This window comes from Streptomyces sp. NPDC056224, from assembly GCF_042267665.1.
Classification (GTDB): domain Bacteria; phylum Actinomycetota; class Actinomycetes; order Streptomycetales; family Streptomycetaceae; genus Streptomyces.
Map to the genome: position 1 here is coordinate 40,409 of NZ_JBHJTK010000018.1, position 26,359 is coordinate 66,767.

At 72.6% G+C, this 26,359-nt stretch carries 22 protein-coding genes; 13 read left to right on the forward strand and 9 right to left on the reverse strand.

All coding sequences use genetic code 11. From position 1 onward, the window contains the following. Positions 1–442: 442 nt before the first annotated feature. From ACFCZ1_RS21395 to ACFCZ1_RS21405, 3 genes are all read right to left on the reverse strand, one after another. The gene (locus ACFCZ1_RS21395) at positions 443–2,440 is read right to left on the reverse strand and encodes a DUF5107 domain-containing protein (protein WP_376679854.1); all 1,998 of its coding nucleotides are present in this window, start codon (positions 2,438–2,440) and stop codon (positions 443–445) included. 138 nt (positions 2,441–2,578) lie between these two features. Then, positions 2,579–3,478: an arginase family protein gene (locus ACFCZ1_RS21400; RefSeq protein ID WP_376679855.1), complete on the reverse strand. Its 900-nt coding sequence runs from the start codon at positions 3,476–3,478 to the stop codon at positions 2,579–2,581. 515 nt (positions 3,479–3,993) lie between these two features. After that, a complete protein-coding gene (locus ACFCZ1_RS21405) occupies positions 3,994–4,155 on the reverse strand; it encodes a hypothetical protein (protein ID WP_376679856.1) in 162 nt (53 codons plus the stop codon). A gap of 32 nt (positions 4,156–4,187) precedes the next feature. On the opposite strand from ACFCZ1_RS21405, the gene ACFCZ1_RS21410 reads away from it, so the two are divergent. Beyond that, positions 4,188–4,901: a hypothetical protein gene (locus tag ACFCZ1_RS21410; protein ID WP_376679933.1), complete on the forward strand. Its 714-nt coding sequence runs from the start codon at positions 4,188–4,190 to the stop codon at positions 4,899–4,901. A 1-nt stretch (position 4,902) separates the two neighbouring features. On the opposite strand, the gene ACFCZ1_RS21415 is transcribed toward ACFCZ1_RS21410, so the two are convergent. The 5 genes from ACFCZ1_RS21415 to ACFCZ1_RS21435 form a co-directional block, all read right to left on the reverse strand. Continuing rightward, positions 4,903–6,888 (reverse strand): prolyl oligopeptidase family serine peptidase, encoded by a 1,986-nt coding sequence (locus tag ACFCZ1_RS21415; protein WP_376679857.1) that lies wholly within the window; start codon positions 6,886–6,888, stop codon positions 4,903–4,905. A 13-nt stretch (positions 6,889–6,901) separates the two neighbouring features. Beyond that, positions 6,902–8,278: a M20/M25/M40 family metallo-hydrolase gene (locus tag ACFCZ1_RS21420; protein ID WP_376679858.1), complete on the reverse strand. Its 1,377-nt coding sequence runs from the start codon at positions 8,276–8,278 to the stop codon at positions 6,902–6,904. A gap of 1 nt (position 8,279) precedes the next feature. After that, positions 8,280–9,113 (reverse strand): M55 family metallopeptidase, encoded by an 834-nt coding sequence (locus ACFCZ1_RS21425; RefSeq protein WP_376679859.1) that lies wholly within the window; start codon positions 9,111–9,113, stop codon positions 8,280–8,282. 199 nt (positions 9,114–9,312) lie between these two features. After that, the gene (locus tag ACFCZ1_RS21430; protein WP_376679860.1) at positions 9,313–9,756 is read right to left on the reverse strand and encodes an SRPBCC family protein; all 444 of its coding nucleotides are present in this window, start codon (positions 9,754–9,756) and stop codon (positions 9,313–9,315) included. Positions 9,757–9,831: 75 nt separating this feature from the next. Continuing rightward, a complete protein-coding gene (locus tag ACFCZ1_RS21435; RefSeq protein ID WP_376679861.1) occupies positions 9,832–10,632 on the reverse strand; it encodes a hypothetical protein in 801 nt (266 codons plus the stop codon). A 112-nt stretch (positions 10,633–10,744) separates the two neighbouring features. On the opposite strand from ACFCZ1_RS21435, the gene ACFCZ1_RS21440 reads away from it, so the two are divergent. The 3 genes from ACFCZ1_RS21440 to ACFCZ1_RS21450 all read left to right on the forward strand — a co-directional run bounded on the left by ACFCZ1_RS21440 (position 10,745) and on the right by ACFCZ1_RS21450 (position 13,898). Beyond that, complete coding sequence (locus ACFCZ1_RS21440) at positions 10,745–11,767, forward strand: Rv2578c family radical SAM protein (protein WP_376679862.1); 1,023 nt, start codon at positions 10,745–10,747, stop codon at positions 11,765–11,767. 112 nt (positions 11,768–11,879) lie between these two features. Next, a complete protein-coding gene (locus ACFCZ1_RS21445; protein WP_376679863.1) occupies positions 11,880–13,442 on the forward strand; it encodes an alpha/beta hydrolase in 1,563 nt (520 codons plus the stop codon). Positions 13,443–13,466: 24 nt separating this feature from the next. Next, the gene (locus ACFCZ1_RS21450) at positions 13,467–13,898 is read left to right on the forward strand and encodes a RidA family protein (RefSeq protein WP_376679864.1); all 432 of its coding nucleotides are present in this window, start codon (positions 13,467–13,469) and stop codon (positions 13,896–13,898) included. A 168-nt stretch (positions 13,899–14,066) separates the two neighbouring features. Here ACFCZ1_RS21450 and ACFCZ1_RS21455 read toward each other — a convergent pair whose 3' ends face one another. Further along, a complete protein-coding gene (locus tag ACFCZ1_RS21455) occupies positions 14,067–14,618 on the reverse strand; it encodes an adenylosuccinate lyase (protein ID WP_376679865.1) in 552 nt (183 codons plus the stop codon). 365 nt (positions 14,619–14,983) lie between these two features. Between ACFCZ1_RS21455 and ACFCZ1_RS21460 the strand changes: the two genes are divergently transcribed. The 9 genes from ACFCZ1_RS21460 (at position 14,984) to pssA (ending at position 26,010) form a co-directional block, all read left to right on the forward strand. Further along, positions 14,984–16,780, forward strand: coding sequence for a 3-hydroxyacyl-CoA dehydrogenase family protein (locus ACFCZ1_RS21460; RefSeq protein ID WP_376679866.1), 1,797 nt, complete (start codon positions 14,984–14,986; stop codon positions 16,778–16,780). A 178-nt stretch (positions 16,781–16,958) separates the two neighbouring features. Further along, complete coding sequence (locus ACFCZ1_RS21465; RefSeq protein WP_376679867.1) at positions 16,959–17,771, forward strand: TetR family transcriptional regulator; 813 nt, start codon at positions 16,959–16,961, stop codon at positions 17,769–17,771. Between the two features lie 414 nt (positions 17,772–18,185). Further along, on the forward strand, positions 18,186–19,523 hold the full coding sequence (gene ccrA / locus ACFCZ1_RS21470; RefSeq protein WP_376679868.1) for a crotonyl-CoA carboxylase/reductase: 1,338 nt from the start codon (positions 18,186–18,188) through the stop codon (positions 19,521–19,523). Positions 19,524–19,544: 21 nt separating this feature from the next. Beyond that, on the forward strand, positions 19,545–21,623 hold the full coding sequence (locus ACFCZ1_RS21475) for a protein meaA (protein WP_376679869.1): 2,079 nt from the start codon (positions 19,545–19,547) through the stop codon (positions 21,621–21,623). Further along, positions 21,620–22,594 (forward strand): CoA ester lyase, encoded by a 975-nt coding sequence (locus tag ACFCZ1_RS21480; RefSeq protein WP_249768874.1) that lies wholly within the window; start codon positions 21,620–21,622, stop codon positions 22,592–22,594. The genes ACFCZ1_RS21475 and ACFCZ1_RS21480 overlap by 4 nt, the downstream gene beginning before the upstream one ends. Positions 22,595–22,599: 5 nt before the next feature. After that, positions 22,600–23,112, forward strand: a complete 513-nt coding sequence (locus tag ACFCZ1_RS21485) for a MaoC family dehydratase (protein ID WP_030155134.1) — start codon at positions 22,600–22,602, stop codon at positions 23,110–23,112. A 2-nt stretch (positions 23,113–23,114) separates the two neighbouring features. After that, positions 23,115–24,320, forward strand: a complete 1,206-nt coding sequence (locus ACFCZ1_RS21490; RefSeq protein ID WP_362055474.1) for an acyl-CoA dehydrogenase family protein — start codon at positions 23,115–23,117, stop codon at positions 24,318–24,320. Positions 24,321–24,506: 186 nt separating this feature from the next. Further along, the gene (locus ACFCZ1_RS21495; protein WP_073909135.1) at positions 24,507–25,163 is read left to right on the forward strand and encodes a phosphatidylserine decarboxylase; all 657 of its coding nucleotides are present in this window, start codon (positions 24,507–24,509) and stop codon (positions 25,161–25,163) included. 64 nt (positions 25,164–25,227) lie between these two features. After that, entirely contained in the window at positions 25,228–26,010 is a 783-nt protein-coding gene (gene pssA / locus ACFCZ1_RS21500; protein ID WP_376679934.1) for a CDP-diacylglycerol--serine O-phosphatidyltransferase, read from the forward strand. Positions 26,011–26,359: the final 349 nt, after the last annotated feature.

The following is a 26,359-nucleotide window of genomic DNA, read 5'->3' on the forward strand; positions in this document are numbered from 1 at the left end:
ACCACCGGGGCTGGGGCCACCCGGGCCACCCGGGAGACCGGCCTCCGCGCGCCCGCCCCGGCTCCGCCTCCTGGTGCCCGCCCCGGACCCCGCGCCGCAAACACCGCCGGGACCACCGGGGCTGGGGCCACCCGGGCCACCCGGGAGACCGGCCTCCGCGCGCCCGCCCCGGCTCCGCCTCCTGGTGCCCGCCCCGGACCCCGCGCCGCGAACGCCGGCGGGTCCACCGGGCGACCGGGGCCACCGCGCGACCGAGGCCGCCGGGGCGGGGGCCACCCAGGAGCCGGGGGTCCGGGGCGGGGCGCCGGGAGGCGGCCGCATCGCCCCACGGGCGGTCCGGCCCGCGCCGAGCAGGCGGCATCGGCCGCATCCGGCCTCGTCGGCGTTCGAGGCGCGGGGGTTCGACGGGCAGCGCCCCACGCACAGAGGCGGCGCCCCGCCCCTACCGCACCGGCGGCCTCATGCGGAAGTCGTACCGCACGGGGAGGGGACGGTCGGTGAGCGACGACCAGACCTCGCCCAGGATCTCCTCGCCCTCCCGGAGGTCCGGAACCTCGAAGCCGTCCTCGAAGACCCGCCGGGCCGCGGCCACATGGCCCTCCGCCGCCAGCAGTCCGGCGGCGAGGAGCCGGAAACGGCCGTGCTCGCGCAGGGCGGGCCGCAGCCGGTCCCAGACCCGCCGCGCCTCGGCCAGGCGCCCCGCGGCCAGCAGGGCCGCCATGGCCTCCTGACCCAGCGCGGACTCCGCGGCCGTCCACGGCTCACCGCCCCGGCTCTCCCCGGCCAGGTCGTCGAAGGCCTCCGCGTACCCGTCGGCCGCCCTCGCCGGATCGCCGGCCAGCTCGTCCGCCAACGCCAGGCAGCGCAGCAGCGGCCACCGCGACGGCGCCAGCGCCAGCCCGCGCTCCCAGCTGCGTACCGCCTGGGCCACGTCACCGGCGTGCCATTGCGCCACGCCCAGGTGGTACTCGGTCAGCGGTTCCGCCGGGGCCGTCTCCAGCATGTCCCGCCAGTGCGCGGCGACCAGGCTCGGCCCCGGCGGAGCCACCCGGCGCGGGGCCGGGAAGACCCCCGTGCGCCACAGCTCCAGCCACGGCGCCTGCGGCTCCCCGAGCGTGGACTCCTCGAAGGGGGTGCCCGGCAGCTTGAAACCGCCGCACAGCACTTCCAGCGCCCCCCACCCCGAGCCCGTGGCCAACCGCTCCCCCGGCTCACTGTCGGCGCGGCCGCGCCACGCCTCGTAGGCCGCGTCCACCCGCTCCCGGGGCAGTGCGCGGTCCAGCGCCCGCTGCGCCGCGCCGCGGGCTTGCGCCCAGTCTGCCCCGTGGACCGCCGCGGGCTCCGCGGCCAGCGGCCCGTAGGCCTCCAGCCAGCTGAACTCCGCCCCGCCCTCCAGCCGTACGTGCTCCAGCTGGGTCCTCGCCAGCCCGGCCTGGATCTCCGCGTAGCCGCCCGTGCCCGGCTCGGTCAGCCACTCCTGCCAGCGGCGGCCGCCGCTGCCCGCGCCCCACACGAACAGCTTGCGCCCGCGCAGCCGCCCGGTGGAGGTCTGCACGAGCCCCCGGCCGCCGGCGTCGAGGGAGGCGATCCAGGGCCGGGCCCCGTCCTGGACCTCGTAGAAGAAGTCCGCCGGATACTCGCTGCGGAGCGGGTACGTGCGGTCCGCGCCCTCCCACTCGGGGACCGGGACGCGGCGCAGCGAGCGCTCGTAGCCGAAGTTCCAGGCCTCGTCGGCGGGGGCGAGGACGCGGCTGCCCGCGTCCTCGGGGACGGCGATGTTGGACCACCAGTACACGGGCGCGGGCCGCTCGTGCGGATTGCGCACGCGCACACCGACGTAGAGGAACTCCGAGTCCTCCGGCAGCCACAGGTCCACCTGGAAGGGCAGGTCGCGCAGCCGCTCCCACTCCCACAGCCTGACCATCACGCCGCCGTCCGGGGCCGGGACGAGCGCGGCGTGCAGCGGGGCGCAGGAGAGGGTGGTGTGCCCGGTGGCGCCGATGTTCCATTCGATGCCGCCGGAGAACCAGGCCCCGTTGAGGGCGAAGTTGGCGGGCTGGAACACCGGGTTGCGGTAGAGCAGTTCACGCCCGGTGGGCAGGTGCACGAGGGAGTGGACGCGCCCGCCCAGGCCCGGGAGCACGGTCACCCGCAGGTGTTCGTTCTCGATGACGACCGACTCGAACTCCCGCTCCGAGCGCTCCCGCCGGTAGCCGTCACGGATCCGGACGGGCAGCAGCGAACGCAGCGGCTCGTACCCGATCTGCCGCGCCATGTCGCGCGGCAGCCCGTCGTGCCTGCGGGCACCTCCCAGCCGTTGCTGGGGGAGCTCGTCCAGCGCGTGCACCCCGTCGGGCGCGCGCAGGGCGGGCAGCGGGTTCTCGGGGCCCAACGGGGCTGCGGGAAGGGTCAGTACGGCGCGGCGGACGGTGGTGGCCATGGGGAAATGGAACACGCCACGGCGGCCGGTGCACAGGGGTTCCGCGGATCACCACCGGTCAGGATTACGCAAAGGCCCGTTCGACGGCCCGCGCGCCGATGAGCGCGACGGCCTGTGCGAAGGGCCTACGCGAAGGGCCTACGCGAAGGCGCCCGCGACCAGGTCGGCCAGCAGCGCGCCCGCACGGCCGTCCGGGTCCAGGTCCGGGTCGTAGATCGTGACGTTGATCCCGACGCAGCGCGGGGAGCTCACCAACACGCCCAGGACTTCGGCGAGTTCGTCGGGGAGCAGGCCGCCGGGATCGGGACTGTCCACGGCCGGCATGACACTCGGGTCCAGCACGTCGGCGTCCAGGTGCACCCAGAAGCCGTCGGTCGCCGGCGGGTGCAGCCCGTCCAGCGCCGCCCGGGCCACCGGCCCGGCGCCGCGCTCGCGGATCTCCCCGACGGTGGCGGTACGGATCCCGGCCGCGCGCAGCTCCGGCAGGTCCGCGTCCCCGTCCCGGATCCCGAAGAGCCGCACGTCCTCGTCCCGCAGGTACGGCGAGCGGCCCTCCAGGTCCGCGAGGCCTGCCTGCCCGCGCCCGGTGGCGAGGGCGAGCTCCTCCCCGCCCGCGGCGCCGACCGGACCGTTCACGGCCTCGTTGCCGGGGTGGCGGAAGTCGGCGGAGCCGTCGATGGCGGCAAGTCCGTACCGGCCGAGCCTGCGCATGGCGAGCGAGGCGCCGAGCTGGATGGAGCAGTCCCCGCCGAGCACGACGGGGAACTCCCCCGCCCGCAGGTGCCGTTCGATCCGGTCGGCGAGGGTGACGGTGTAGGCGGCGAGGGCGTCCGCGTGGAACACGCCGTCGCCCTCCTTCCAGTCGCCGCGGTCGTAGCGCGGCGGGACCACCACGCCGCCCTCGCGTGCACCGAGCCGGGCCAGCAGGCCCTGTTCGCGCAGGGCCCCGGCCAGCTTGTAGACGCCGGGTACGGTGCCCGGCGCGGGCGGGCGCAGGCCGAGGTTGGACGGGGCATCGAGGAGCACGAGGGATCGCATGGACCCATCCTGCCGCGACGCCGGACCTGACGGCCTCCTACGGCCGCGGCATTTCGGCGGTCACCGCCCACCCCTCGCGGTCACGCCGGGCGCCGTCGGCCGGGAGGAGGTCCGGGGAGAGCCCTCCAGCCGGAATCCGGCGCCGCTGACCGGCGCGATCGAGGCCGTGTGCGGGTGTCGCCGGGCCTGATGCCGGCCTCCGGGCGGTGCGGGCCGGGGGCCGGCCCGGCCCGCCCGGCCCGCCCGGCTGGCGGGGCCGGCAGGGCCGGGGCGGGCGCGAGGAGGGGGCGCGAGGAGGGGGCGCGGGGCCTCCTGGAAGAGTCCGCGGCCCGCGGCGTGCGGCGTGCACGAAGGCGCCGTAGCCGAAGGCCCCGCACCGGAAGGCACCCCACCGGAGGGCCCCGCGCACGATGATGTCGGTGCTGGCGAACCCGGCGGTCGCTCCGGGTCCCCGGTTCGCGGACGCGGAACCCGGCGCGGCCCCCGCCGTCGATCAGGGCGGCCGCGCAGGGCCCTCACCCCTCGATGGTGGCGGGCGGGAAGGGCCTCGGCCGGCGCAGCGCGCGGCCCTCGCGCACGCACGCGGTGAAGGTGAACTCGGGCCCGTCGGCGAGCCGGAAGGGACAGGCCCACCCGGTCGCCCGCGCGGAGGTACGGGGGAATACTCGTGGCCCCACGCCGGACGGTGTGACAGGATCCCCCGGTGATCATGATCCCGGGCACCGAGGAACTCCTGCTCGCCGCGGCGCGCAACAACGCCGAGTGGTGCGACGCCGTCGTGCGCGGCCACGGACCGGCCGGCGCGTTCGCACCGGGCGTCTGGACGAGCGCGCACCGGACCCCGCCGCTCTACCCCGATGCCGTGTCCCTCGCCCCGGGCGCCCCGGCGGCCGGGCTGGTCGCCGCGATCGACACCGACGGCCCCGGCTGCTCGGTGAAGGACAGCTTCGCCGACCTGGACCTGGCCGCGCACGGCTTCGAGGTGCTCTTCGAGGCCCAGTGGATCCACCGCCCGGCCGGGGCCCCGCAGGCCACGGGCTCGCGGCTGGAGTGGTCGGAGGTGACCACCCCCGGCGAACTGGAGGCCTGGGAAGCCGCCTGGGACGGCGAGGAGTCCACCGGGCTGTTCCACCCGGCCCTGCTGGGCGCGGACAGCGCCTTCCTGGCGGGCCGCGCCGACGGCCGGATCGTGGCGGGGGCCGTCGCGAACCGCGGACGCGACGCGGTGGTGGGCCTGTCCAACCTCTTCGCGCACGACGACGCCGACACCGACGCCGCCTGGACGGGCGCCCTCACCGCGATCGCCGCCCGCTGGCCGGACCTGCCGGTCATCGGCTACGAGGCGGGCGACGACCTCGACGCCGCCGTGCGCGCCGGCTTCACCCCGCTCGGCCCGCTCCGCGTCTGGCTGCACACCGCCTGACTCAGAGCCACAGTTCCAGCCGGGGTACGTCGGTGCGCTCGATGCCGAAGACCTGGACGTAGAGCGACAGTTCGGCCTCCAGCGCGCGGATCATCGTGTCCGCCCGCCGGAAGCCGTGCCCCTCACCCTCGAAGGGCACGTACGCGTGCGGCACCTGCCGCCCCTGCATGGCGGCGAGGAACCGCTCCGCCTGGGCCGGCGGGCAGATCGGGTCGTCCAGCCCCTGGAGCAGGACGAACGGGGCCGTGATCCGGTCGGCGCGGGCCACCGGCGAGCGCTCGCGGCACCGCACGGCGAGGGTCTGCGGCGGTCCGGCCAGACCCTCGACGTACCGGGACTCCAGGTCGTGGGTCTCCTTGGCGAAGCCCAGCAGGTCCAGCACCGGGTAGATGATCGCCGCGCAGGCGTACAGGTCGGTCGCGGCCAGCGAGGCCGCGGCCGTCCAGCCGCCCGCGCTGGCGCCGCGGATGGCGAGCCGGGCCGGGTCGGCGGTGCCCTCGGCGGCCAGCGCCCGGGCCACCGCCGCGCAGTCCTCCACGTCGACCACGCCCCACTGCTCGCGCAGCCGCTCCCGGTAGGCGCGGCCGTAGCCGGTGGAGCCGCCGTAGTTCACCTCGACCACGCCGATGCCGCGCGAGGTGAAGTAGGCGATGTGCAGGTCGAGCACGGGCGACACGTGATCGGTGGGCCCGCCGTGCGCCCACACCACGTACGGGGGCAGTTCGTCGGCCGGGGCGCGCACGGCGGGGTGGTGCGGCGGGTAGACGTGCGCGTGGACCTCCCGGTTGTCGGGACCGAGGAAGGTCCGGCTCTGCGGCTCGGGATAGTAGGCCGGGTCGACCCGGTCCGCCCCGTGGGCGCCGATCACCCGGGCGTGGCCGGTGGCCGTGTCCAGCTCCACCACCTCGTACGCGCTGCGCGGGCTCGCGGCGACCCCGTAGACGCGGGTGCCGCTGACGGCGAGGGCCGGCTGCCAGGCCGTCCACGGGCCGGCCGCGTCCACCAGGTCCCCGCTCTCGGGGTCGAGGATGCCGAGCACCGAAGAACCCCGGCCGTGCAGGACGGCGACGAGCCTGTCGGGGAGCGGGGCGAGCCAGCGCAGCCCGGGCTTCCACAGCGGGCCCCCGAACTCCTCGTCCCGGGGGCACAGGTTGACCGCCCAGCCGGTCCCCGGGTCCACGCGGTACGGGTTCCACCAGCCGCCGCGGTCGCTCACCGCGAGGAGCGTCCCGTCGGCCGTCCACTCGACCTGGGCGATGGCCTCGTCGGGGCCGCCGAGCACGGTCCGGGACCCGGAGAGGGTCCCGTCCGCGGTGACCTCGGCGAACCGCAGCTCGGTGCCGTCCCAGGGCATCCGCGGGTGGTCCCACACCAGCCAGGCGGCGCTGCGCCCGTCCGGGGAGAGCCGGGGCCCGGTGCTGAACCGGTACCGGTCGTCCGTCAGCTCCCTCACTGCCGACCGGTCTTCCGCCGCCGACCCGTCCAGCGGTACGGCGGCCAGCACCCGGCGCACGTCGGTCGGGGCGGGACCGGTGAACTCCTCCAGCACGCACCAGACTTCGCCGCCGCGCAGCACGGGGTCGGCCCAGCGCAGCCCGCCGCCGACGCCGGACACGGGGGTGAGGGGCCGCGGTCCGCTGCCGGGCGCGTCCGGCTCGTAGGCGTAGAGCCGCTGGTCGGCGAAGTGGACGAAGACCAGGAGCGGACCGCCCTCGGCGCGTTCGGCTCCGGCCCAGGGGCTGCCGCCGTACTCGGTGACCCGGCTGCGCACGTTCCACGGCGCGGGCAGCGCCGTGACCGCGGGTCCGCCGTCCGCGGGGCGGCGCACCAGGGCGCGGCGGCCGCCCTCCTGCGGCCGGGGCTCGGTCCACCACACCTCGGGGCCGACCGTGCCCACGTACTCGGGCCGGCCGTCGAGCGAGGCGGCGAGCTCCGCGTCGATGGGTGAGGGCCAGCTGCCGTAGGGCCGGGTCGGCACGACCGCCATCACAAGGTCCCCCTCACAGAGTCCGCAGCGCGTGGTCGAGGACGCGGACCCCGAAGTGCAGGGCGTCCACGGGGACCCGCTCGTCCACGCCGTGGAAGAGGGACCAGTAGTCGAAGCCGGGCGGCAGCTTCAGCGGGGAGAAGCCGTAGCCGGTGATGCCGAGGCGGGAGAACTGCTTGGCGTCGGTGCCGCCCGCCATGCAGAAGGGCACCACGTGCCCGTCCGGGTCGAACCGCTCGACCGACTCGCGCAGGATCCCGTACGTCCGCCCGTCCACGGGGGCTTCGAGCGCCACCTCCCGGTGGTGGAACTCCCAGCGGACGTCCGGGCCGGTGAGCGCGTCGAGGGTGGCGATGAACTCGGCCTCGCCGCCCGGCACCATCCGGCCGTCCACGTAGGCCGTGGCCTGGCCGGGGATCACGTTGAGCTTGTAACCGGCGCTGAGCATCGTCGGATTGGCGCTGTTGCGTACGGTCGCCTCCAGCAGGGTGGCCGCCGGGCCGAGCCGGCCGAGAACCTGGTCGAGGTCGAAGCCGGGGGCCCGGGGATCCACCGACAGGCCTTGGAGGGCGGCGAGTTCGGTGATGCAGGCGACGACGGTGTCGGTGAGGCGGACCGGCCACTCGTACGCGCCGATCCGGGCCACGGCCGCGGCGAGGCGGCTCACGGCGTTGGCCCTGTTCGGCTTGGAGCCGTGCCCGGCGGTGCCGTGGGCCGTCAGCTTCAGCCAGGCGGTGCCGCGCTCACCGGCCGCGATCGGGTAGAGGGCGGGCTGTCCGGGGCCGGGGTGCACGGTGAAGGCGCCGGACTCGCTGATGCCCTCCGTACAGCCCTCGAAGAGGTGCGGGTGGCGGTCGGCGAGGAAACCGGAGCCGTCGACGGCGCTGTCCTCCTCGTCGGCGGTGAAGGCGATGACGATGTCCCGGCGAGGCTTCACCCCGGCCCGTGCCCAGGCCCGTACGACGGCCAGCACCATCGCGTCCATGTTCTTCATGTCGACCGCGCCGCGGCCCCAGACCACCCCGTCCCGGACCTCCCCCGAGAAGGGGTCCACGCTCCAGTCGGCGGCCTCGGCCGGGACCACGTCGAGATGGCCGTGGACCAGGAGCGCCTCGGCACCGCGCTCGGTGCCCTCGACCCGGGCAACGACGTTGGTGCGGCCGGGGGTGCGCTCCAGGAGCACCGGCTCCAGTCCGGCGGCGGCGAGCCGCTCGGCGGCGTACTCCGCGGCGGGGCGCTCCCGGCAGTCGCCGCCGCCCCGGTTGGTGGTGTCGATGCGGATGAGGCCGGAGGTGAACTCGACCACCTCGTCCAGGGCGGCGTCGTCCACGGCGGCGGCCGGGGCACGGTCCTGTGCCTGGGGCGGAACCTGGGTGGTGACTGCGGGCATGTCAGCCATACTGCTCCTCCACGGCTGCCGAGACGACCGTCGTGACCGCCTTGAAGGTCCGGATCCCCTCGTACATCGTCTCGCTGGTATAGGAAATCCTGCGCTCCCCGCACCGCTCGGCGCCCGGGACGACGGTGGCGGCCATCGCCAGGTGCTCGGCGTCGAACTCCAGCTCCACGGTGTACGGACCCCCGGGTGCGGGATCGCGCCGGACGGCGAGGCCCGTGGCCTCCTTGGCCGCGGCACGGATGTCGGCGGCGGTGCGGGCGGGGGTCCGGCACACGGCGGCGTAGCGCGAGACGTGGTCCTTCACCGCGACGGTCACCGCGTCCGGGGCGTAGCCGGCGGCGTCGATGCAGGTCAGGTCGTCGCCGGTGACCAGGATGACCGGGACTCCGTACTCGGCGACGACGTGGGCGTTCAGGAGCCCCTCGCTCGCCCGGATCCCGTTGAGCCAGACGCCGGTGATGGAGTTGGCGAGGTAGGTGTGGGCGAGGACCCCTTCGGAGCCCGCGCCCGTGTGGTAGCCGACGAAGGCGATCCCGTCGACGTCTCCGTGCTGGACGCCCTCGACCATGGAGAGCGACTTGTGGCGGCCGGTGAGCATCTCGGCGCGGGCGTCCAGGCGCTCCAGCAGCAGATTGCGCATGGTCGAGTGGGCCTCGTTGATGACGACCTGGTCTGCGCCTCCGTCGTAGAAGCCGAGGACGGCCGCGTTGACGTCGGAGGTGAACATCGACCGGCAGCGCTCCCACTGCGGTGTCCCGGGCAGCACGTCCGCGGGCCAGGTGACCCCGGTGGCGCCTTCCATGTCGGCGGAGATGAGGATCTTCATCGGGCCCCCGGGCGGTCGGTCGCGCGCGGGCGGTGGCACGCGCTCGGTCACGCGGGTCGCGGGCGGCACGCGCAGGGGATCCAGCCTAGCCGCCCCGGCGCGCGTCGGCCCGGGGCCACGCCCGGCCGCCGGCGGCTCACCCGGGACCGGGAATTCCACCCGATCCGGTGAGCCGCTCACAGCCGTGCAACGTCCGCGCTCAGGCCTCGACTTCGGCGGCCAGATTGGCCAGCACGGTGTCGTAGATGCGGCCGAGGCCCTTGGGGGCGAAGGTGCGCTCGAAGAAGCCGCCGATGCCGCCGGCGCCGTTCCACACGGTGGAGACCACGGCCTTGGACTTGCCCTCACCGGCCGGGGTGACGACCCAGGTGGTCACCATGGAGGAGTTGCGGTCCTTCTCCACCAGCTGGCCGTCGGTGGGCTCGCTGACCTCCAGCAGGCAGTCCCGTACGCGCTTGCTGGTGGCCTGGAGCTTCCAGTGCACCAGGGTGCCCTCGCCGTCGCCGCCCTCGCGCACCTCGTACTCGCTGAAGTGCTCGGGCAGCAGCTTCCCGCGGGTCCCGGTGTAGTCCGCCAGCGCGTCGAACACGGTCTCCGCGTCGGCTCCGATGATCCGCTCCGTGGTGGCCTCGACCTGCGCCATAGCTGTTCCTCCAGCAGTTGTGTCCGCTCGTCACCGCGAAGCCAACCACCTCCGGCCCGGCCGCCCAAATCCGGGTCAGACGTGACAACGGACGCGGACGAGGACCGTGTCTCCCGGGAGTTCCTCCAGGTACCTCCCGCTGCCGTGGTACCAGGGGGCGTCCGTCCACTCGAAGGGCGGTGTGTGGGGGCAGACGGCCGGGCCTTCGCAGGCACCGTGGAGCGGCTGGTCACCCGGCTCGCACCACCAGCCGTCGAGCGTCAGGACGCTTCCGCCCGGTACCGCCGATTCGGCGTGGAGGCGGACGAACTCCTCCCGGCCGACGCCGCCGACGTCCTCGACGGGCCACGCGTGCCCGAGGCTGTCGCCGAGGCGGTACCCGCGGTGCCCGGCCAGCAGCGCGGCACGGCGCTCCTCGTAGGCGATGACCAGCGGCTGCGCCTCGTACGCCTGGCGCGCCGCGATCCGCGCCTGCCAAGACGCCTCGGCCTCGGCCGGATTCGACCAGGGGACCACGGGGGCCAGCGGCTCGGCCGGCGGGTGCAGCCGGGCGAGTTCCCGCCACAGGTCCCAGGCCGCGCCGGCCACCTCCACCGCCTCGGCCCGGATCTCCGCGAAGGCCAGCAGCTCACGCGGCCCGCCCGCGCACCTGCCCGACGGGGCCGGGCCGTCGGGCACGAGGCGCGGATCGCCCTCGCGGCCGCGCAGCGGCTGGAAGCCGGATCCGCCGCCACTGATCGCCCAGTGGTCCCAGACGTCGAGCTCCTCGCCGCGCCTGTAGTCGCACTCGAACGGCGCCATGGCCTCGCCGATCGCCTCCGCCAGCCGGCCGCGGGCCTCGCCCGCAAGGCACACCGTGATTCCCATTCCCGCCATGGGGCGCAGCCTGCCACCTGCCGCGCCGCGTTGACCAGCGGATATGCCGACCCGCACGATCATGGGAACGTTTGTTCTATTCTCGGGCGGAGAGCTACCCGAGGGAGGCGCCATGCGCTGGGACGACCTGACCGACGGGCCGGGGCGGAGCGGGGCCCTCTTCGGCACCGACGCCGTCGTGACCCGCACCTTCGACACCCCGGAGTTCCGCGGGATCACCTTCCACGAGGTGCGGGCCCGCTCGATCGTCAACCGGGTGCCCGGCGCCTCCCGCATGCCGTTCGAATGGACCGTCAACCCGTACCGCGGCTGCTCGCACGCGTGCGTGTACTGCTTCGCCCGCAAGACCCACAGCTACCTGGACCTCGACACCGGCCTCGGCTTCGACTCGCAGATCGTCGTGAAGACCAACGCTCCCGACCTGCTGCGCCGCGAGCTCGGCTCGCACCGCTGGACCGGCGCGCACATCGCCATGGGCACCAACGTCGACTGCTACCAGCGCGCGGAGGGCCGCTACCGGCTGATGCCCGGGATCATCGAGGCGCTGCGCGACCACGCGAACCCCTTCTCGATCCTCACCAAGGGCACGCTGATCCTGCGCGACCTCCCCCTCCTGCAGGAGGCCGCCGCGGTGACCGACGTCGGCATCTCCGTCTCCGTCGGCTTCACCGACACCGCACTGTGGCGGACCGTCGAGCCCGGCACCCCCTCCCCCGCCGCCCGGCTGGGCGCGGTACGGACCCTGACCGACGCCGGCATCGAGTGCGGGGTGCTGATGGCCCCCGTCATCCCCTTCCTCGGCGACGCCCCGGAGCAGCTGCGGGACACCGTCCGGGCCGTCGCCGAGTCCGGCGCCACCTCGGTGACACCCCTGGTACTCCATCTGCGGCCCGGGGCGCGCGAGTGGTTCACGGCCTGGCTGGGCGAGCACCATCCGCACCTCGTCGGGCGGTACGAGCGGATGTACGCGGGCGGCTCGTACGCGCCCACCTGGTACCAGCGGCAGGTCACCCGCCAAGTCCACGAGCTGGCGGCCGAATTCGGCATCGGCCCGAACGGCCGCGGAGCGCCCCGCAGGATCAGCGCCCCCGCGCGGCCGGCGCCCGGCGCGCCGACGCAGCTCAGCCTCCTGTGACGCCCCGGACCCCGTGAAGGGTCATCACATCGGGCCAATAGGCAGCCCAATCCCTCCTTCCAGCCACGGTTTCCGGGACGATTCCGCCCAGAACCCTCGGCTGGGAGGCCCCATGCTGCACCCCTTGAAGAAGCGCGCCGCTGTCCTGCTGTCGATCTCCACCGTCGCCGCCGTCCTCACGAGCCCGGTCACGGCCGCCCCGGCCGTTCCCGCGCCGAAGCGGGCGCCGCTGCACTGGACCGACTGCGCGACTCCCCGCTACCCGACGCTCCAGTGCGCCTCCCTCAAGGTCCCCCTCGACCACGACCGGCCCACCGGCCGCCAGATCTCCCTCGCGCTGACCCGGGTCCCCCACACCGCCGCCACCTCCTCCGGGCCGCTGCTGGTCAACCCCGGCGGTCCGGGCGGAAGCGGCCGCGGCCTGGCCGGCTTCATCGCCTCCGCCCTCCCCAAGGACGTGGCCGCCCAGTACGACGTGATCGGCTTCGACCCGCGCGGCGTCGGCAAGAGCGAACCCGCGCTCGACTGCGCGGCGGGCCACTTCTCCCCCGTCCGGCCCGACTCCGTACCGCGCGACGCGGCCGGCGAGCAGGCCAACCTGGACCGCGTGCGGTCCTTCGCCGAGTCCTGCCGGGCCAAGCACGCGGACGTGCTGCCGCACGTCGGCACCGTCTCCGCCGCCCGCGACATCGAGGTGCTGCGCACGGCCCTCGGCGCGCAGCGGATCAGCTACTTCGGCTACTCGTACGGGACCTACCTGGGCGCGGTGTACGCCAAGCTCCACCCGGACCGGGTGCACCGGCTCGTCCTGGACTCCGTGGTCGACCCGGGCGGGGTCTGGTACGAGGACAACCTCGCCCAGGACCGGGCGTTCGACTCCCGCCACAAGGCGTTCCTGGCCTGGGTCGCGAAGTACGACGCCACGTACCGGCTCGGCACCGACCCGGCGGAGGTCGAGGAGCGCTGGTACGCCGTGCGCGAGGAGCTGCGCGGGACGCCGGCGGGCGGCAAGGTGGGCCCGTCCGAGCTGGAGGACACCTTCATGCCGGGCGGTTACTACAACGGCTACTGGCCGACCCTGGCCGCGGCCTTCGCGGCGTACGCGGTGGAGAAGGACCCGAAGCCGCTGGTGGCGGCGTACGAGCGGTTCGGCGCGGTGGAGCCCTCCGCGGGCAACGGGTACAGCGTCTACACGGCGGTGCAGTGCCGGGACTCCGCCTGGCCGAAGGACTGGAACCAGTGGCGGGCGGACATGTGGCGCACCCACGCCACGGCTCCGTTCATGACCTGGAACAACGCCTGGTACAACGCCCCGTGCGCCTTCTGGCCGACGGAGCCGCTCCAGGCCCCGGACGTGACGAACGCCGCCCTTCCGCCGGCCCTCCTGCTCCAGGCGACGGAGGACGCGGCGACCCCGTTCGGGGGTGCGCTCAGCATGCGGGAGAAGCTGAAGGGCTCGGCCCTGGTCGTCGAGGAGGGCGGCGGCAACCACGGCATCGCGCTGAGCGGCAACAAGTGCCTGGACGAGAAGGTCGCGGCGTACCTGCGGACGGGCAGGGCCGCGGACGCCGTCTGCCCCGCCCAGGAGGAGCCGAAGCCGGCCGCGGTGACCCGCGCGGTCCCGCCCTCGGCGGGCGGCGCGGCCCTGCACGGCCTGCTGGGCTTCCGCGGTTGATCTTCACCGGGCACGATCGTGTCCATGACCACCATTCCTGAACACGGCCACATCACCCGCGTCCACGCCCCGGACGGCGTCAGTCCCGGGACCGGATTCAGCCACGTCGTCTGGGGCACCGGGCGGTTCATCGCCGTCTCCGGCCAGTGCGCGTTCGACGAGAAGGGCGAGGTGGTCGGGGAGGGCGACGCCGCCGCCCAGGCCCGGCAGGTGTTCGAGAACCTGCGCCGGTGCCTGGCGGCGGCCGGGGCCACCTTCGACGACGTCGTGAAGCTGACCTACTTCGTCACGGACGTGGCCCACCTCCCGGTGGTACGGGCGGCCCGCGCCGCCGTCATCGCCGCCGACCGCGTGCCGGCCTCCTCGGCGGTCCAGGTCGCGGCCCTGGTCCGCCCCGAACCCCTGCTGGAGGTGGAGGCCTTCGCCGTGGTGCCCGAGGCCGGCCGGGACCACTGACCCCCGAACCGGGCAACCGGGGGTCCCGCCTCCCGGTTCCCCGGTTCGGGCAGACGCGGGTGCTCGCACCCACCCGGGGCGGGGAGCCGGGCCCCGGGGGCGGGGTCGCCACCCGCGGTGGCCGGTGCCGGCGCAGGCCGACGGCGAGTGCCTCCGCCCCGCGCCCGTTCAGTTCAGGCAGCGCAGCGCCTTCGTCGCCGCCACGGCGAGGCGGGGGTGGGACTGCGCGCGGGTCAGGAGTTCGCGGGCCCGGGGGTCGGCGAGGGCGCCGAGGCCTTCGACGCAGGCCAGGGCGATCCGCCAGTACGGGTCGTGCGGGGAGAGCAGCCGGGACAGGGTCGCCATCAGGGCCGGGGCCGACTCCGGTGCGCGCAGGGCGGTGAGCAGCCGGACGGGCTGCAGGGCGTAGGCGGTGCGCAGGCCGTTGGTGGCGAGGGCCGCGGCCGCGCGGGCGGTGCGGGGGTCGCCCAGCACGGCCAGCGCCTCGGCGGCGGCGGCGCAGCGCGGCGGGTCCCGGTGGTTGAGCAGCAGCACCAGCGGTTCGAAGGCGCGGCGGTCCCCTGCCAGCCCCAGCCGGTACGCGGCGAGTTCGCGGGCCCACAGGGGCAGCCCGACGGAGGTCAGGGAGACCGCGAGGGCATCGGGGCCGGCCGCGAGCAGCGCCCCGTACTCCGGCGACGGTCCGGCTTCCGTGCGCAGGCGCTCCAGCACGTCGTTCACCCGGCCACCCTAGGCGGGCGGGGGCGCCCTCGCGGCCCGTTCGCAGTGATTGATGATCGATGATCGATGATCGGTACATTTGGGCGGTACAGGTCACATCTCCCCGCTCTGGCGGACCAGTTACCGACGGGTTACTGTCGCATCAACACGTACGAGGCCGGCCTGGTGACGCAGCCGCCTCGTGCCAGTCGGTTCTGTACGACTCTTTGCACCACCCACGGCGCGACCCCGGGACAGGGTCCGCCGCTCCCGCCCTTCGGGCACCTTCCCCTGGGCTCTTCCGCACGGTTCTTCCGTACGGCATCCGCGCGCACCGTGCGCCGCGCGCTCCCTCAGTCGTCACCCTCTTCCACTGGAGTCCCTCGATGGACCGTCCGTCCAGTCACCCCACCCTCCAGACCGTCGCCGTCGTCGGCCTCGGCACCATGGGCACCGGCATCGCCGAGGTCCTCGCCCGGGCCGGCCGCGAGGTCATCGGCATCGACATCAGCGAGACCGCCGCACGCCGGGCATCGGCCGCCCTCGCGGCGGCCACGGCGCGCTCCGTCAGCAAGGAGCGCCTCACCGAGCAGGAGCGGGCGGACGTGCTCGCCCGCTTCCGCACCTACAGCGACCTGGGCGCCGCGGCCGACGCGGATCTCGTCATCGAGGTCGTGCCGGAGTCGTACGAGCTCAAGCAGCAGGTGTTCCGCGAGCTCGACGCGATCGTGCGGCCCGACACGATCCTGGCCACCGGCACCAACGCCCTGTCGGTGACCCGCATGGCCGCCGAGTCCCTGCGCCCCGAACGCGTGCTGGGCCTGCACTTCTTCAACCCGGCTCCGGCGATGAAGCTGGTCGAGATCGTCTCCTGCGTCCTGACGGCCCCGCCGGCCGTCGAGGCCGTCACCGAGCTGGCCCGCGAGCTCGGCAAGGAGCCCGTCCCGGTCGGCGACCGCCCCGGTTTCGTCGCCGACGGCCTGCTCTTCGGCTACCTGAACCAGGCAGCCGCCATGTTCGAGGCGAAGTACGCCTCCCGCGAGGACATCGACGCGGCCATGCGGCTCGGCTGCGGCCTGCCCATGGGCCCGCTCGCGCTGCTCGACCTGATCGGCGTGGACACCGCCCGCACCGTCCTGGAGGCCATGTACTCCTCCTCGGGCGACCGCCTGCACGCGCCGGCCCCGATCCTGGGCCAGCTCACCGAGGCCGGCCTGACCGGGCAGAAGTCCGGGCGCGGCTTCTACACGTACGAGGCTCCGGGCAGCTCGGTGATCGTCCGCGACCTCCAGACCCCGCCGGACGGGTCCCTGCTCGGTACGGGCCGGCCCGTCTCCTCGGTCGGCGTGGCCGGCTCGGGCACCATGGCGAGCGGCATCGCGCAGGTCTTCGCCCAGGCCGGCTACGACGTCGTCCTGGCCGCCCGCAGCCTGGAGAAGGCGGAGGCGGCCAAGGCGGCCATCGGCAAGTCCCTGGGCCGCGCGGTGGCCAAGGGCCGACTGACGGACGAGGCCGCCGCGCAGACGCTGGACCGGATCACCGCGGCCGGTTCGCTGGACGCCTTCGCCGAGGTGGACCTGGCCGTGGAGGCGGTGGCCGAGGACCTGGCGGTCAAGCAGGAGCTGTTCGCCGCCCTGGACAAGGTCTGCAAGCCGGGCGCCGTCCTGGCGACGACCACCTCCTCGCTGCCGGTGATCGCGGTGGCCCGCGTGACCTCGCGCCCGCAGGACGTGATCGGCATGCACTTCTTCAACCCGGCCCCGGCGATGAAGCTGGTCGAGGTCGTCCGCACGGTCCTGACCGCCGACGACGTGCACGCCACGGTCCGCGAGGTCTGCGTCAAGGTCCGCAAGCACCCGGTGGACTGCGGGGACCGGGCCGGCTTCATCGTGAACGCGCTGCTGTTCCCGTACCTCAACAACGCGATCAAGATGGTCGAGCAGCACTACGCCGGCATCGACGAGATCGACGCGGCGATGAAGCTGGGCGGCGGCTACCCGATGGGGCCCTTCGAGCTCCTGGACGTGGTCGGCCTGGACGTCTCGCTGGCGATCGAGAAGGTCCTGCACAAGGAGTTCCGCGACCCGGGCCTGGCCCCGTCCCCGCTGCTGGAGCACCTGGTGGCGGCGGGCTGCCTGGGCCGGAAGACCGGCCGCGGATTCCGTGAGTACGCCCGCCGGTAACCCCCGGCCGGGCCACGAGCCGGATGCGTGGGGAGGGCTCCTCGGGCCCGCCGGACCCTCACGGCGGGCGAACCCTCCCGGCGAGCACTGTGTGCCCAGTGCCTGCCCTCCCCCGCATCCACCCCTGTCCCACCCCCCTCGGGCGCGCTCCGCCGCGCAAATGAAGTACGTTCGCTCTATGCCCCAGCCCGCCAAGACCTCGCCCCGCGCCGCCACGGCCCCCGACACCCAGGAGAGCACGGCCGGCACCAAGGCGGCCGCGCAGCGGCTCAAGATGCGCCGCGAGCTCGCCGCGGCCGCGATGGAGCTGTTCGCGACCAAGGGGTACGAGGCGACGACGGTCGACGAGATCGCCGCGACCGCGGGGGTGGCGCGCCGGACCTTCTTCCGGCACTTCCGGTCCAAGGAAGAGGCGATCTTCCCGGATCACGACGACACCCTGACGCGTGCCGAGGCCGTCCTGGACGCGGCCCCGGCACACGAGCACCCGCTCGACACGGTGTGCCGCGGGATCAAGGAAGTCATGAAGATGTACGCCGCCTCGCCCGCGGTGTCGGTGGAGCGCTACCGGCTGACGCGCGAGGTGCCGGCACTGCGGGAGCGGGAGATCGCCTCGGTCGCCCGGTACGAGCGGCTGTTCACCCGCTACCTGCTGGCCCACTTCGACGAGCAGGACCACCACGACGGCAACGACGACCCGCTGCTGGCCGAGGTGGCCGCGTCCGCGGTGGTGACCGCCCACAACCACGTGCTGCGGCGCTGGCTGCGGGCGGGCGGCCAGGGGGACGTGGAGGGGCAGCTGGACCACGCCTTCTCGATCGTGCGCAAGACCTTCGGCTCGGGGATCGGCGCGGGCCGCACGCTGGGCACGGCGCCCACCCCGCCGGCGGAGGTCCGCGCGCAGGGCGAGGTGCTGGTGGCGGTGGCCCGGACCGACGCCCCGCTGGACGAGGTCATGCGGACCATCGAAGAGGCACTGCGCAACAAGTAGCAGCACTCAGCAACACGAAGCGACACGCGTCACAGCGGCCGCTCCCGTTACGGGGGCGGCCGCTTCCGTTTGTCCAGCTTGCCCCTACTCGCCGGTAACTCTGATCGATCATCGCTCAAACATGCAGGTCAATAGGCAAATGAGAGAAAGTTTTGGCACGCGGTGCCTTGCTGAGTGACACCGCGTGCCATACGTTAAATCTTGTCCGGATGTCCCCGCGGCCCACGCCCACTCGGCACGGAACGCGCCCCGGATGCCTGCGTCACCAGGCACCGCACGCCCCACCACGGGCGTCGCCAGCACCACCGCACCAGCCGGACCGACGGCACCTCGCAGCACCACCCCACACGCACCCACGCACGCAACGCGTATCCCCCAGCGCACCCTCATCAGCGCTTAGCCGGAGGCTCTACCGTGAAGGACATCCTGGAAGCGATCCAGTCGCAGGCCGCGACGGCCGCCGACTTCGCTGCCCTGCCGCTCCCCGACTCGTACCGCGCGATCACCGTGCACAAGGACGAGACGGAGATGTTCGCCGGGCTCACCACCCGCGAGAAGGACCCGCGCAAGTCCCTCCACCTGGACCAGGTCCCGGTGCCGGAGCTCGGCCCGGGCGAAGCCCTGGTGGCCGTCATGGCCTCCTCGGTCAACTACAACTCCGTGTGGACCTCGATCTTCGAGCCGGTGTCCACCTTCAGCTTCCTGGAGCGCTACGGGCGCCTGTCGGAGCTCACCAAGCGCCACGACCTCCCGTACCACATCATCGGCTCCGACCTCGCGGGCGTCGTGCTGCGCACCGGCCCCGGCGTCAACGCCTGGAAGCCGGGCGACGAGGTCGTCGCGCACTGCCTCTCGGTCGAGCTGGAGTCCTCCGACGGCCACAACGACACGATGCTCGACCCCGAGCAGCGCATCTGGGGCTTCGAGACCAACTTCGGCGGCCTGGCGGAGATCGCACTCGTCAAGTCCAACCAGCTGATGCCGAAGCCCGGCCACCTGAGCTGGGAGGAGGCCGCCTCGCCCGGCCTGGTCAACTCCACCGCCTACCGCCAGCTGGTCTCCCGCAACGGCGCCGGCATGAAGCAGGGCGACAACGTCCTCATCTGGGGCGCGAGCGGCGGACTCGGTTCGTACGCCACCCAGTTCGCCCTCGCCGGCGGCGCCAACCCGATCTGCGTCGTCTCCTCTCCGGAGAAGGCCGACATCTGCCGGGCCATGGGCGCCGAGGCGGTCATCGACCGCAACGCCGAGGGCTACAAGTTCTGGAAGGACGAGCACACCCAGGACCCGAAGGAGTGGAAGCGCTTCGGCAAGCGCATCCGCGAGCTGACCGGCGGCGAGGACGTGGACATCGTCTTCGAGCACCCGGGCCGCGAGACCTTCGGCGCCTCGGTCTACGTCACCCGCAAGGGCGGCACGATCGTCACCTGCGCCTCGACCTCGGGCTACAACCACGAGTACGACAACCGCTACCTGTGGATGTCCCTCAAGAGGATCGTCGGCTCGCACTTCGCGAACTACCGCGAGGCGTGGGAGGCCAACCGCCTCGTCTCCAAGGGCAAGATCCACCCCACCCTGTCGAAGGTCTACTCCCTGGAGGAGACCGGCCAGGCCGCCTACGACGTCCACCGCAACCTCCACCAGGGCAAGGTCGGCGTCCTCGCGCTGGCCCCCGAGGAGGGCCTGGGCGTCCGCGACCACGAGCTGCGCGCCACGCACCTCGACGCCATCAACCGCTTCCGCAACATCTAAGGGCCAAAGGGACAGCCTGAGATGACAGAGCGCCAGAAGGACCGTCCGTGGCTCATGCGGACGTACGCCGGCCACTCCACGGCCGAGGCGTCCAACGAGCTGTACCGCCGCAACCTCGCCAAGGGCCAGACCGGCCTGTCGGTCGCGTTCGACCTTCCGACGCAGACCGGCTACGACCCCGACCACATCCTCGCCCGCGGCGAGGTGGGCCGGGTCGGGGTCCCGGTCTCCCATCTGGGCGACATGCGGCGGCTGTTCCAGGACATCCCCCTGGAACAGATGAACACCTCGATGACGATCAACGCCACCGCCATGTGGCTGCTGGCGCTCTACCAGGTGGCCGCCGAGGAGCAGGGCGCGGACGTGTCCCAGCTCCAGGGCACCACCCAGAACGACATCGTCAAGGAGTACCTCTCCCGCGGGACGCACGTCTTCCCGCCGGGGCCTTCCCTCCGCCTGACGACGGACATGATCGCGTACACGGTCAACCACATCCCGAAGTGGAACCCGATCAACATCTGCAGCTACCACCTGCAGGAGGCGGGAGCCACCCCGGTCCAGGAGATCTCGTACGCGATGTCCACCGCGATCGCCGTCCTGGACTCGGTCCGCGACTCGGGCCAGGTGCCCGAGGAGCGGTTCGGCGAGGTGGTCGCCCGGATCTCCTTCTTCGTGAACGCGGGCGTCCGCTTCATCGAGGAGATGTGCAAGATGCGCGCCTTCGGCCGCATCTGGGACAAGGTCACCCGCGAGCGCTACGGCATCGAGAACGAGAAGCAGCGGCGCTTCCGGTACGGCGTCCAGGTCAACTCCCTGGGTCTGACCGAGGCGCAGCCGGAGAACAACGTCCAGCGCATCGTGCTGGAGATGCTGGCCGTCACCCTCTCCAAGGACGCCCGCGCCCGCGCGGTGCAGCTGCCCGCCTGGAACGAGGCGCTGGGCCTGCCCCGGCCCTGGGACCAGCAGTGGTCGCTGCGCATCCAGCAGGTCCTCGCACATGAGAGCGACCTGCTGGAGTACGAGGACATCTTCGCCGGATCCCACGTCATCGAGGCCAAAGTCGACTCCCTGGTCGCCGACTGCCTGGCCGAGATCGACCGGATCCAGGAGATGGGCGGCGCGATGGCCGCCGTCGAGTCCGGGTACCTGAAGTCCCAGCTGGTCTCCTCGCACGCCGAGCGGCGAGCGCGGATCGAGGCCGGCGAGGACAAGATCGTCGGTGTCAACTGCTTCCAGCAGACCGAGGAGAACCCGCTCACGTCCGACCTGGACGGCGCCATCATGACGGTGGACCCGGCAGTGGAGGCGCTCACCGTCGAGCGCATCGTCCGCTGGCGGGCCGAGCGGCAGGAGTCCTCGGACCGGCAGGGGAACGGCGATCCCTTCGTCTTCCCCACCACCCGGCAGGCCCTGGAGCGGCTCAAGGAGGCCGCGGCGGGGACCGAGAACCTGATGGAGGCCACTCTGGAGTGCGCCCGGGCGGGCGTCACCACCGGCGAGTGGTCGAGCGCGCTGCGCGAGGTGTTCGGCGAGTTCCGCGCCCCGACCGGGGTCTCCTCCGCCCCGGTCGCGGTCACCGCCGAGCCCGGTACGCCGATGCACGAGGTCCGCGAGAAGGTGGCCCGTACGGCCGACGAGCTCGGCTCGGGCCGGCTGCGGCTGCTGGTCGGCAAGCCCGGTCTGGACGGACACTCCAACGGCGCCGAGCAGATCGCCGTCCGGGCCCGCGACGCCGGATTCGAGGTGGTCTACCAGGGCATCCGGCTGACACCCGAGGAGATCTCCTCCGCGGCGCTGGCCGAGGACGTGCACTGCGTGGGACTGTCCATCCTGTCCGGATCCCACAGCGCACTCGTCCCGGATGTCCTCGAACGCCTGCGCGTGGCGGGGGCGGGTGACATTCCCGTCATCGTCGGAGGCATCATTCCGAACGCGGATGCCGTGACACTGAAGGCGGCCGGTGTGGCCGCCGTCTTCACGCCGAAGGACTTCGGCATCACGGAGATCATCGGCCGCATCGTCGACGAGATCCGCAAAGCCAACAAGCTCGACCCCCTTCCAGACACCGCAAACCTTGCAAGCACGGAGGTCCCCGCATGACCACGCCCGTCCACCCGGTGAACCGTCTTCGCCCGCGTCGCTCCTGCCTCGCGGTCCCGGGTTCGAACCCGCGCTTCCTGGAGAAGGCCCAGGGCCTGCCGGCCGACCAGGTCTTCCTGGACCTGGAGGACGCCTGCGCGCCGCTCGCCAAGGAAGGCGCCCGCCACACGATCGTGGACGCGCTGAACAACGGTGACTGGACGGGCAAGACCCGGGTCGTGCGGGTCAACGACTGGACCACGCACTGGACCTACCGCGATGTCATCACGGTGGTCGAGGGCGCCGGCCAGAACCTCGACTGCATCATGCTGCCGAAGGTCCAGGACGCCCAGCAGGTCGTGGCCCTCGACCTCCTGCTGACCCAGATCGAGAAGACGATGGGCTTCGAGGTCGGCAAGATCGGCATCGAGGCGCAGATCGAGAACGCCAAGGGTCTGGTGAACGTCGACGAGATCGCCGCCGCCTCGCCCCGGCTGGAGACCATCATCTTCGGCCCGGCCGACTTCATGGCCTCCATCAACATGAAGTCGCTGGTCGTGGGCATGCAGCCGCCCGGCTACGGCGCCGACGCCTACCACTACATCCTGATGCGGATCCTGATGGCGGCCCGCATGCACAACCTCCAGGCGATCGACGGCCCGTTCCTCCAGATCCGCGACGTGGACGCCTACCGCGAGGTGGCCGGCCGGGCGGCGGCGCTGGGCTTCGACGGCAAGTGGGTGCTGCACCCGGGCCAGGTCGACGCGGCCAACGAGGTCTTCTCCCCCTCGCAGGAGGACTACGACCACGCCGAGCTCATCCTCGATGCGTACGACTGGTGCACCTCCGAGGCGGGCGGCAAGAAGGGCTCGGCGATGCTCGGCGACGAGATGATCGACGAGGCCAGCCGCAAGATGGCCCTGGTCATCGCGGGCAAGGGCCGCGCGGCCGGCATGCAGCGCACCAGCAAGTTCGAAATCCCGGAGGCCTGAGCAGCATGCAGTTCGGACGCACTTACGAAGAGTTCGAGGTCGGGGCGGTCTACAAGCACTGGCCCGGGAAGACGGTCACGGAGTACGACGACCACCTCTTCTGTCTGCTGACCATGAACCACCACCCGCTCCACATGGACAGCAACTACGCCGAGAACACGACCGACTTCGGCAAGAACGTGGTCGTGGGCAACTACATCTACTCCCTGCTGCTGGGCATGTCCGTCCCGGACGTCTCCGGGAAGGCCATCGCCAACCTGGAGATCGAGTCCCTGCGGCACGTGGCGCCGACCTTCCACGGCGACACCATCTACGGCGAGACCACGGTCCTGGACAAGACGCCGTCGAAGTCGAAGAACGACCGCGGCATCGTCTACGTCGAGACCAAGGGCTACAAGCAGGACGGCACCCTCGTCTGCGTCTTCCGGCGCAAGGTGATGGTCCCGACCGAGACGTACATCAAGGAGCGCGGCGGCGAGCAGCCCGGCCGCCCGCAGCTGAAGGAACAGGGGAAGTAGCCATGGCCCGACTCGCCCAGACCGCCGGGCTCACGGACGTCCAGCGGGAGATCCTCAAGACCGTCCGGGAGTTCGTCGACAAGGAGATCATCCCGGTCGCGACCGAGCTGGAGCACCGCGACGAGTACCCGCAGGACATCGTCGACGGCCTCAAGGAGCTCGGCCTCTTCGGGCTGATGATTCCCGAGGAGTACGGCGGCCTGGGTGAGTCGCTCCTCACCTACGCCCTGTGCGTCGAGGAGATAGCGCGTGGCTGGATGTCCGTCTCGGGCATCATCAACACCCACTTCATCGTGGCGTACATGCTCAAGCAGCACGGCACGCAGGAGCAGAAGGACCACTTCCTTCCGCGGATGGCGCTGGGCGAGGTGCGCGGCGCGTTCTCGATGTCCGAGCCGGCGCTGGGCTCCGACGTGTCGGCCATCTCGTCCAAGGCGGTGAAGGACGGCGACGAGTACGTCCTGAACGGCCAGAAGATGTGGCTGACGAACGGCGGCAGCTCCACCCTGGTGGCCGTTCTGGTGCGAAGTGACGAAGGACACCCCGAGGGCACCGCCCCCCACAAGTCGATGACGACCTTCCTCGTCGAGAAGGAGCCCGGCTTCGGTGAGGTCCGTCCGGGCCTGACCATCCCGGGCAAGATCGACAAGATGGGCTACAAGGGCGTCGACACGACCGAGCTCATCATGGACGGACTGCGCATTCCGGCCAATCGGGTCCTCGGCGGCGAGACCGGCCGAGGGTTTTACCAAATGATGGACGGGGTCGAGGTCGGCCGCGTCAACGTGGCGGCCCGTGGCTGCGGCGTCGCTCAGCGTGCCTTCGAACTGGGCGTCTCTTATGCCCAGCAGCGTCACACTTTCGGCAAGCCGATCGCGGAACACCAGGCCATCCAGTTCAAGCTGGCCGAGATGGCTACCAAGGTCGAAGCCGCTCATGCGATGATGGTGAATGCAGCACGCAAAAAGGACTCCGGGGAACGAAACGACCTCGAAGCAGGGATGGCGAAGTACCTCGCCTCCGAGTACTGCAAGGAGGTGGTGGAGGACGCCTTCCGTATCCACGGCGGATACGGATTCTCGAAGGAGTACGAGATCGAGCGCCTCTACCGGGAGGCTCCGATGCTGCTGATCGGTGAAGGTACCGCCGAGATCCAGAAAATGATCATCGGGCGACGCCTGCTTGAGGAGTACCGACTCCAGGGCTGAAAGTACCTTTTGCGGCGGATCATCCACTGATCCGTCGCAGAAGCGTTACTGGCAGTGACTGGCCGACGGCCATCGACTCGGCTTCTGGCTTGCCCAGTTGTTGCGCGCAACCGATAGCATTCCAGTAAAGCCGCCGTCCCGTCCCCCTGTTTGCGGCGCGGCAATCACCCGCTACGAAGGTCATCCATGCCCCACAGCCAAACCTCTGCACCTCGCGACAGCCTCCTTGGCGTACGCCTCGCGCGCGGAGCATCGCCGTGGCTTCTGCCGACCGTCGCCACCGCGGCGCTCAGCCTCACCCGGGCTCGCAAGTCCGGGCGCTGGGCCGCGGCGGCCGTGCCCGTCACCGCGCTCGCGGCGGGCATGCTGTGGTTCTTCCGCGACCCCGAGCGTGAGATCGCCCAGGGCCGTGTCATCTCGCCCGCCGACGGTGTGGTGCAGAGCATCATGCCGTGGAAGGACGGACGGACCCGGGTCGCGATCTTCATGAGCCCGCTGAACGTCCACGTCAACCGCGCGCCCCTCGCGGGCACGGTGACGTCCGTGGAGCACATCCCCGGCGGATTCGTCCCGGCGTTCAACAAGGAGAGCGAGAACAACGAGCGCGTTGTCTGGCACTTCGACACCGAGCTCGGTGACATCGAGATGGTGCAGATCGCCGGAGCCGTGGCCCGCCGCATCGTCCCGTACCTGCCCGCCGGCACCAAGGTCGAGCAGGGCGAGCGCATCGGCCTGATCCGCTTCGGCTCCCGCGTCGACATCTACCTCCCCGAGGGCGTCGAAGTCGCGGTCGAGGTCGGTCAGGCCACCACCGCGGGGGTGACCCGAATTGACCGTGACTGACCCTGAGACTCCTGCCACAGGCTGGGTTCCCGAGCGTGCCGCGGAGGAGTCCTCCGAGGACGACATGCCGCTCTCGCTGCGACTGTCGATAGCGGACACCCTCACCCTCGGCAACGCGACGTGCGGATTCATGGCGGTGTACTTCACCACCACCGGGATCCTCATCCCGCACCTCACCGGCAGCGGCGAGTCGGGCATGGCCCGGCACAGCGCGGCGACCGCGGTGATACTGATGCTGCTCGCGGCGGTCTTCGACCTCTTCGACGGCATCGTGGCCCGCAAGCTGCGCAGCTCGCCGATGGGCGCCGAACTGGACAACCTGTCGGACCTGATCAGCTTCGGGCTGGCTCCCGCGTACTTCGTGCTCGTCTACGGCATGGTCGCCGACGACGCGCACCAGAAGATGTCGGCGCTGGCCGCGATCGTGGTCCTGCTGGCCGTGGTGCTCAGACTCGCGAGATTCAGCTGCGTGACGATGAAGGACGGCATGTTCCAGGGCATGCCGAGCCCCTTCGGCGCGCTGACGGTCGTGTCCATCGTCCTGCTCGAGCTCCCCTTCATCCCGACCCTGCTGGCGATCGTCGGCGTGGCCTGGCTGATGGTGAGCCGGGTCGAGTACCCGAAGCCGCGGGGTGTCCTCGCGGTGGCGATGCTCAGCTGGATCGTCGGGGCGATGGGGCTGCTGGCGGCCTGGGCGTTCGACGCCCCGGGCGGTCAGCTGCTGCTCCAGACCGGCTGCGCGCTGCAGATCGCTCTGGCCGCGACCATCCCGCTGTTCGCGACGACCCGCCGGGCGAACACCTTCCGGCACAACCGGCGCGAGGCCCGAGCCACGACGCTGCGCTAGCTGTACCCGAGAGGGCCCCGGATGCCGACGGCATCCGGGGCCCTCTCGCCGTTCCCGGGGCTCCGGCGCGGTTGCGCCTCCCCTGCCGGGCGGACCCGGGCCGGGCCGCATCTGCCCTCGGCCCGCACCACCCCTGCCATCCGAACGGCCTCCGCCGACTCCGGCCCGCCGACGCCCACGGCGCCATCCCCGGGGGCGAAGCCAGACCCGGACCGCCGGCCCCCGGCGCGCGGGGCACGGGCCGGGGGCGAAGGCCGGGTCCTCGGCCCAACCGGTGCTTGGGCGGGGGCCCGGGGCCGAGGGTAAAGCCCCGACCCTCAGCCCCACCGCGGCTTGAGCGGGGGCCCGG

What these genes read in the sequence shown, in the direction of transcription:
- ACFCZ1_RS21395 (WP_376679854.1), bottom strand. Translation starts at nt 2,440, where the DNA reads ATGGCCACCACCGTCCGCCGCGCCGTACTGACCCTTCCCGCAGCCCCG.
- ACFCZ1_RS21400 (WP_376679855.1), bottom strand. Translation starts at nt 3,478, where the DNA reads ATGCGATCCCTCGTGCTCCTCGATGCCCCGTCCAACCTCGGCCTGCGC.
- ACFCZ1_RS21410 (WP_376679933.1), top strand. Translation starts at nt 4,188, where the DNA reads ATGATCCCGGGCACCGAGGAACTCCTGCTCGCCGCGGCGCGCAACAAC.
- ACFCZ1_RS21415 (WP_376679857.1), bottom strand. Translation starts at nt 6,888, where the DNA reads ATGGCGGTCGTGCCGACCCGGCCCTACGGCAGCTGGCCCTCACCCATC.
- ACFCZ1_RS21420 (WP_376679858.1), bottom strand. Translation starts at nt 8,278, where the DNA reads ATGCCCGCAGTCACCACCCAGGTTCCGCCCCAGGCACAGGACCGTGCC.
- ACFCZ1_RS21425 (WP_376679859.1), bottom strand. Translation starts at nt 9,113, where the DNA reads ATGAAGATCCTCATCTCCGCCGACATGGAAGGCGCCACCGGGGTCACC.
- ACFCZ1_RS21430 (WP_376679860.1), bottom strand. Translation starts at nt 9,756, where the DNA reads ATGGCGCAGGTCGAGGCCACCACGGAGCGGATCATCGGAGCCGACGCG.
- ACFCZ1_RS21435 (WP_376679861.1), bottom strand. Translation starts at nt 10,632, where the DNA reads ATGGCGGGAATGGGAATCACGGTGTGCCTTGCGGGCGAGGCCCGCGGC.
- ACFCZ1_RS21440 (WP_376679862.1), top strand. Translation starts at nt 10,745, where the DNA reads ATGCGCTGGGACGACCTGACCGACGGGCCGGGGCGGAGCGGGGCCCTC.
- ACFCZ1_RS21445 (WP_376679863.1), top strand. Translation starts at nt 11,880, where the DNA reads ATGCTGCACCCCTTGAAGAAGCGCGCCGCTGTCCTGCTGTCGATCTCC.
- ACFCZ1_RS21450 (WP_376679864.1), top strand. Translation starts at nt 13,467, where the DNA reads ATGACCACCATTCCTGAACACGGCCACATCACCCGCGTCCACGCCCCG.
- ACFCZ1_RS21460 (WP_376679866.1), top strand. Translation starts at nt 14,984, where the DNA reads ATGGACCGTCCGTCCAGTCACCCCACCCTCCAGACCGTCGCCGTCGTC.
- ACFCZ1_RS21465 (WP_376679867.1), top strand. Translation starts at nt 16,959, where the DNA reads ATGCCCCAGCCCGCCAAGACCTCGCCCCGCGCCGCCACGGCCCCCGAC.
- ACFCZ1_RS21475 (WP_376679869.1), top strand. Translation starts at nt 19,545, where the DNA reads ATGACAGAGCGCCAGAAGGACCGTCCGTGGCTCATGCGGACGTACGCC.
- ACFCZ1_RS21480 (WP_249768874.1), top strand. Translation starts at nt 21,620, where the DNA reads ATGACCACGCCCGTCCACCCGGTGAACCGTCTTCGCCCGCGTCGCTCC.
- ACFCZ1_RS21485 (WP_030155134.1), top strand. Translation starts at nt 22,600, where the DNA reads ATGCAGTTCGGACGCACTTACGAAGAGTTCGAGGTCGGGGCGGTCTAC.
- ACFCZ1_RS21490 (WP_362055474.1), top strand. Translation starts at nt 23,115, where the DNA reads ATGGCCCGACTCGCCCAGACCGCCGGGCTCACGGACGTCCAGCGGGAG.
- ACFCZ1_RS21495 (WP_073909135.1), top strand. Translation starts at nt 24,507, where the DNA reads ATGCCCCACAGCCAAACCTCTGCACCTCGCGACAGCCTCCTTGGCGTA.
- pssA (WP_376679934.1), top strand. Translation starts at nt 25,228, where the DNA reads ATGCCGCTCTCGCTGCGACTGTCGATAGCGGACACCCTCACCCTCGGC.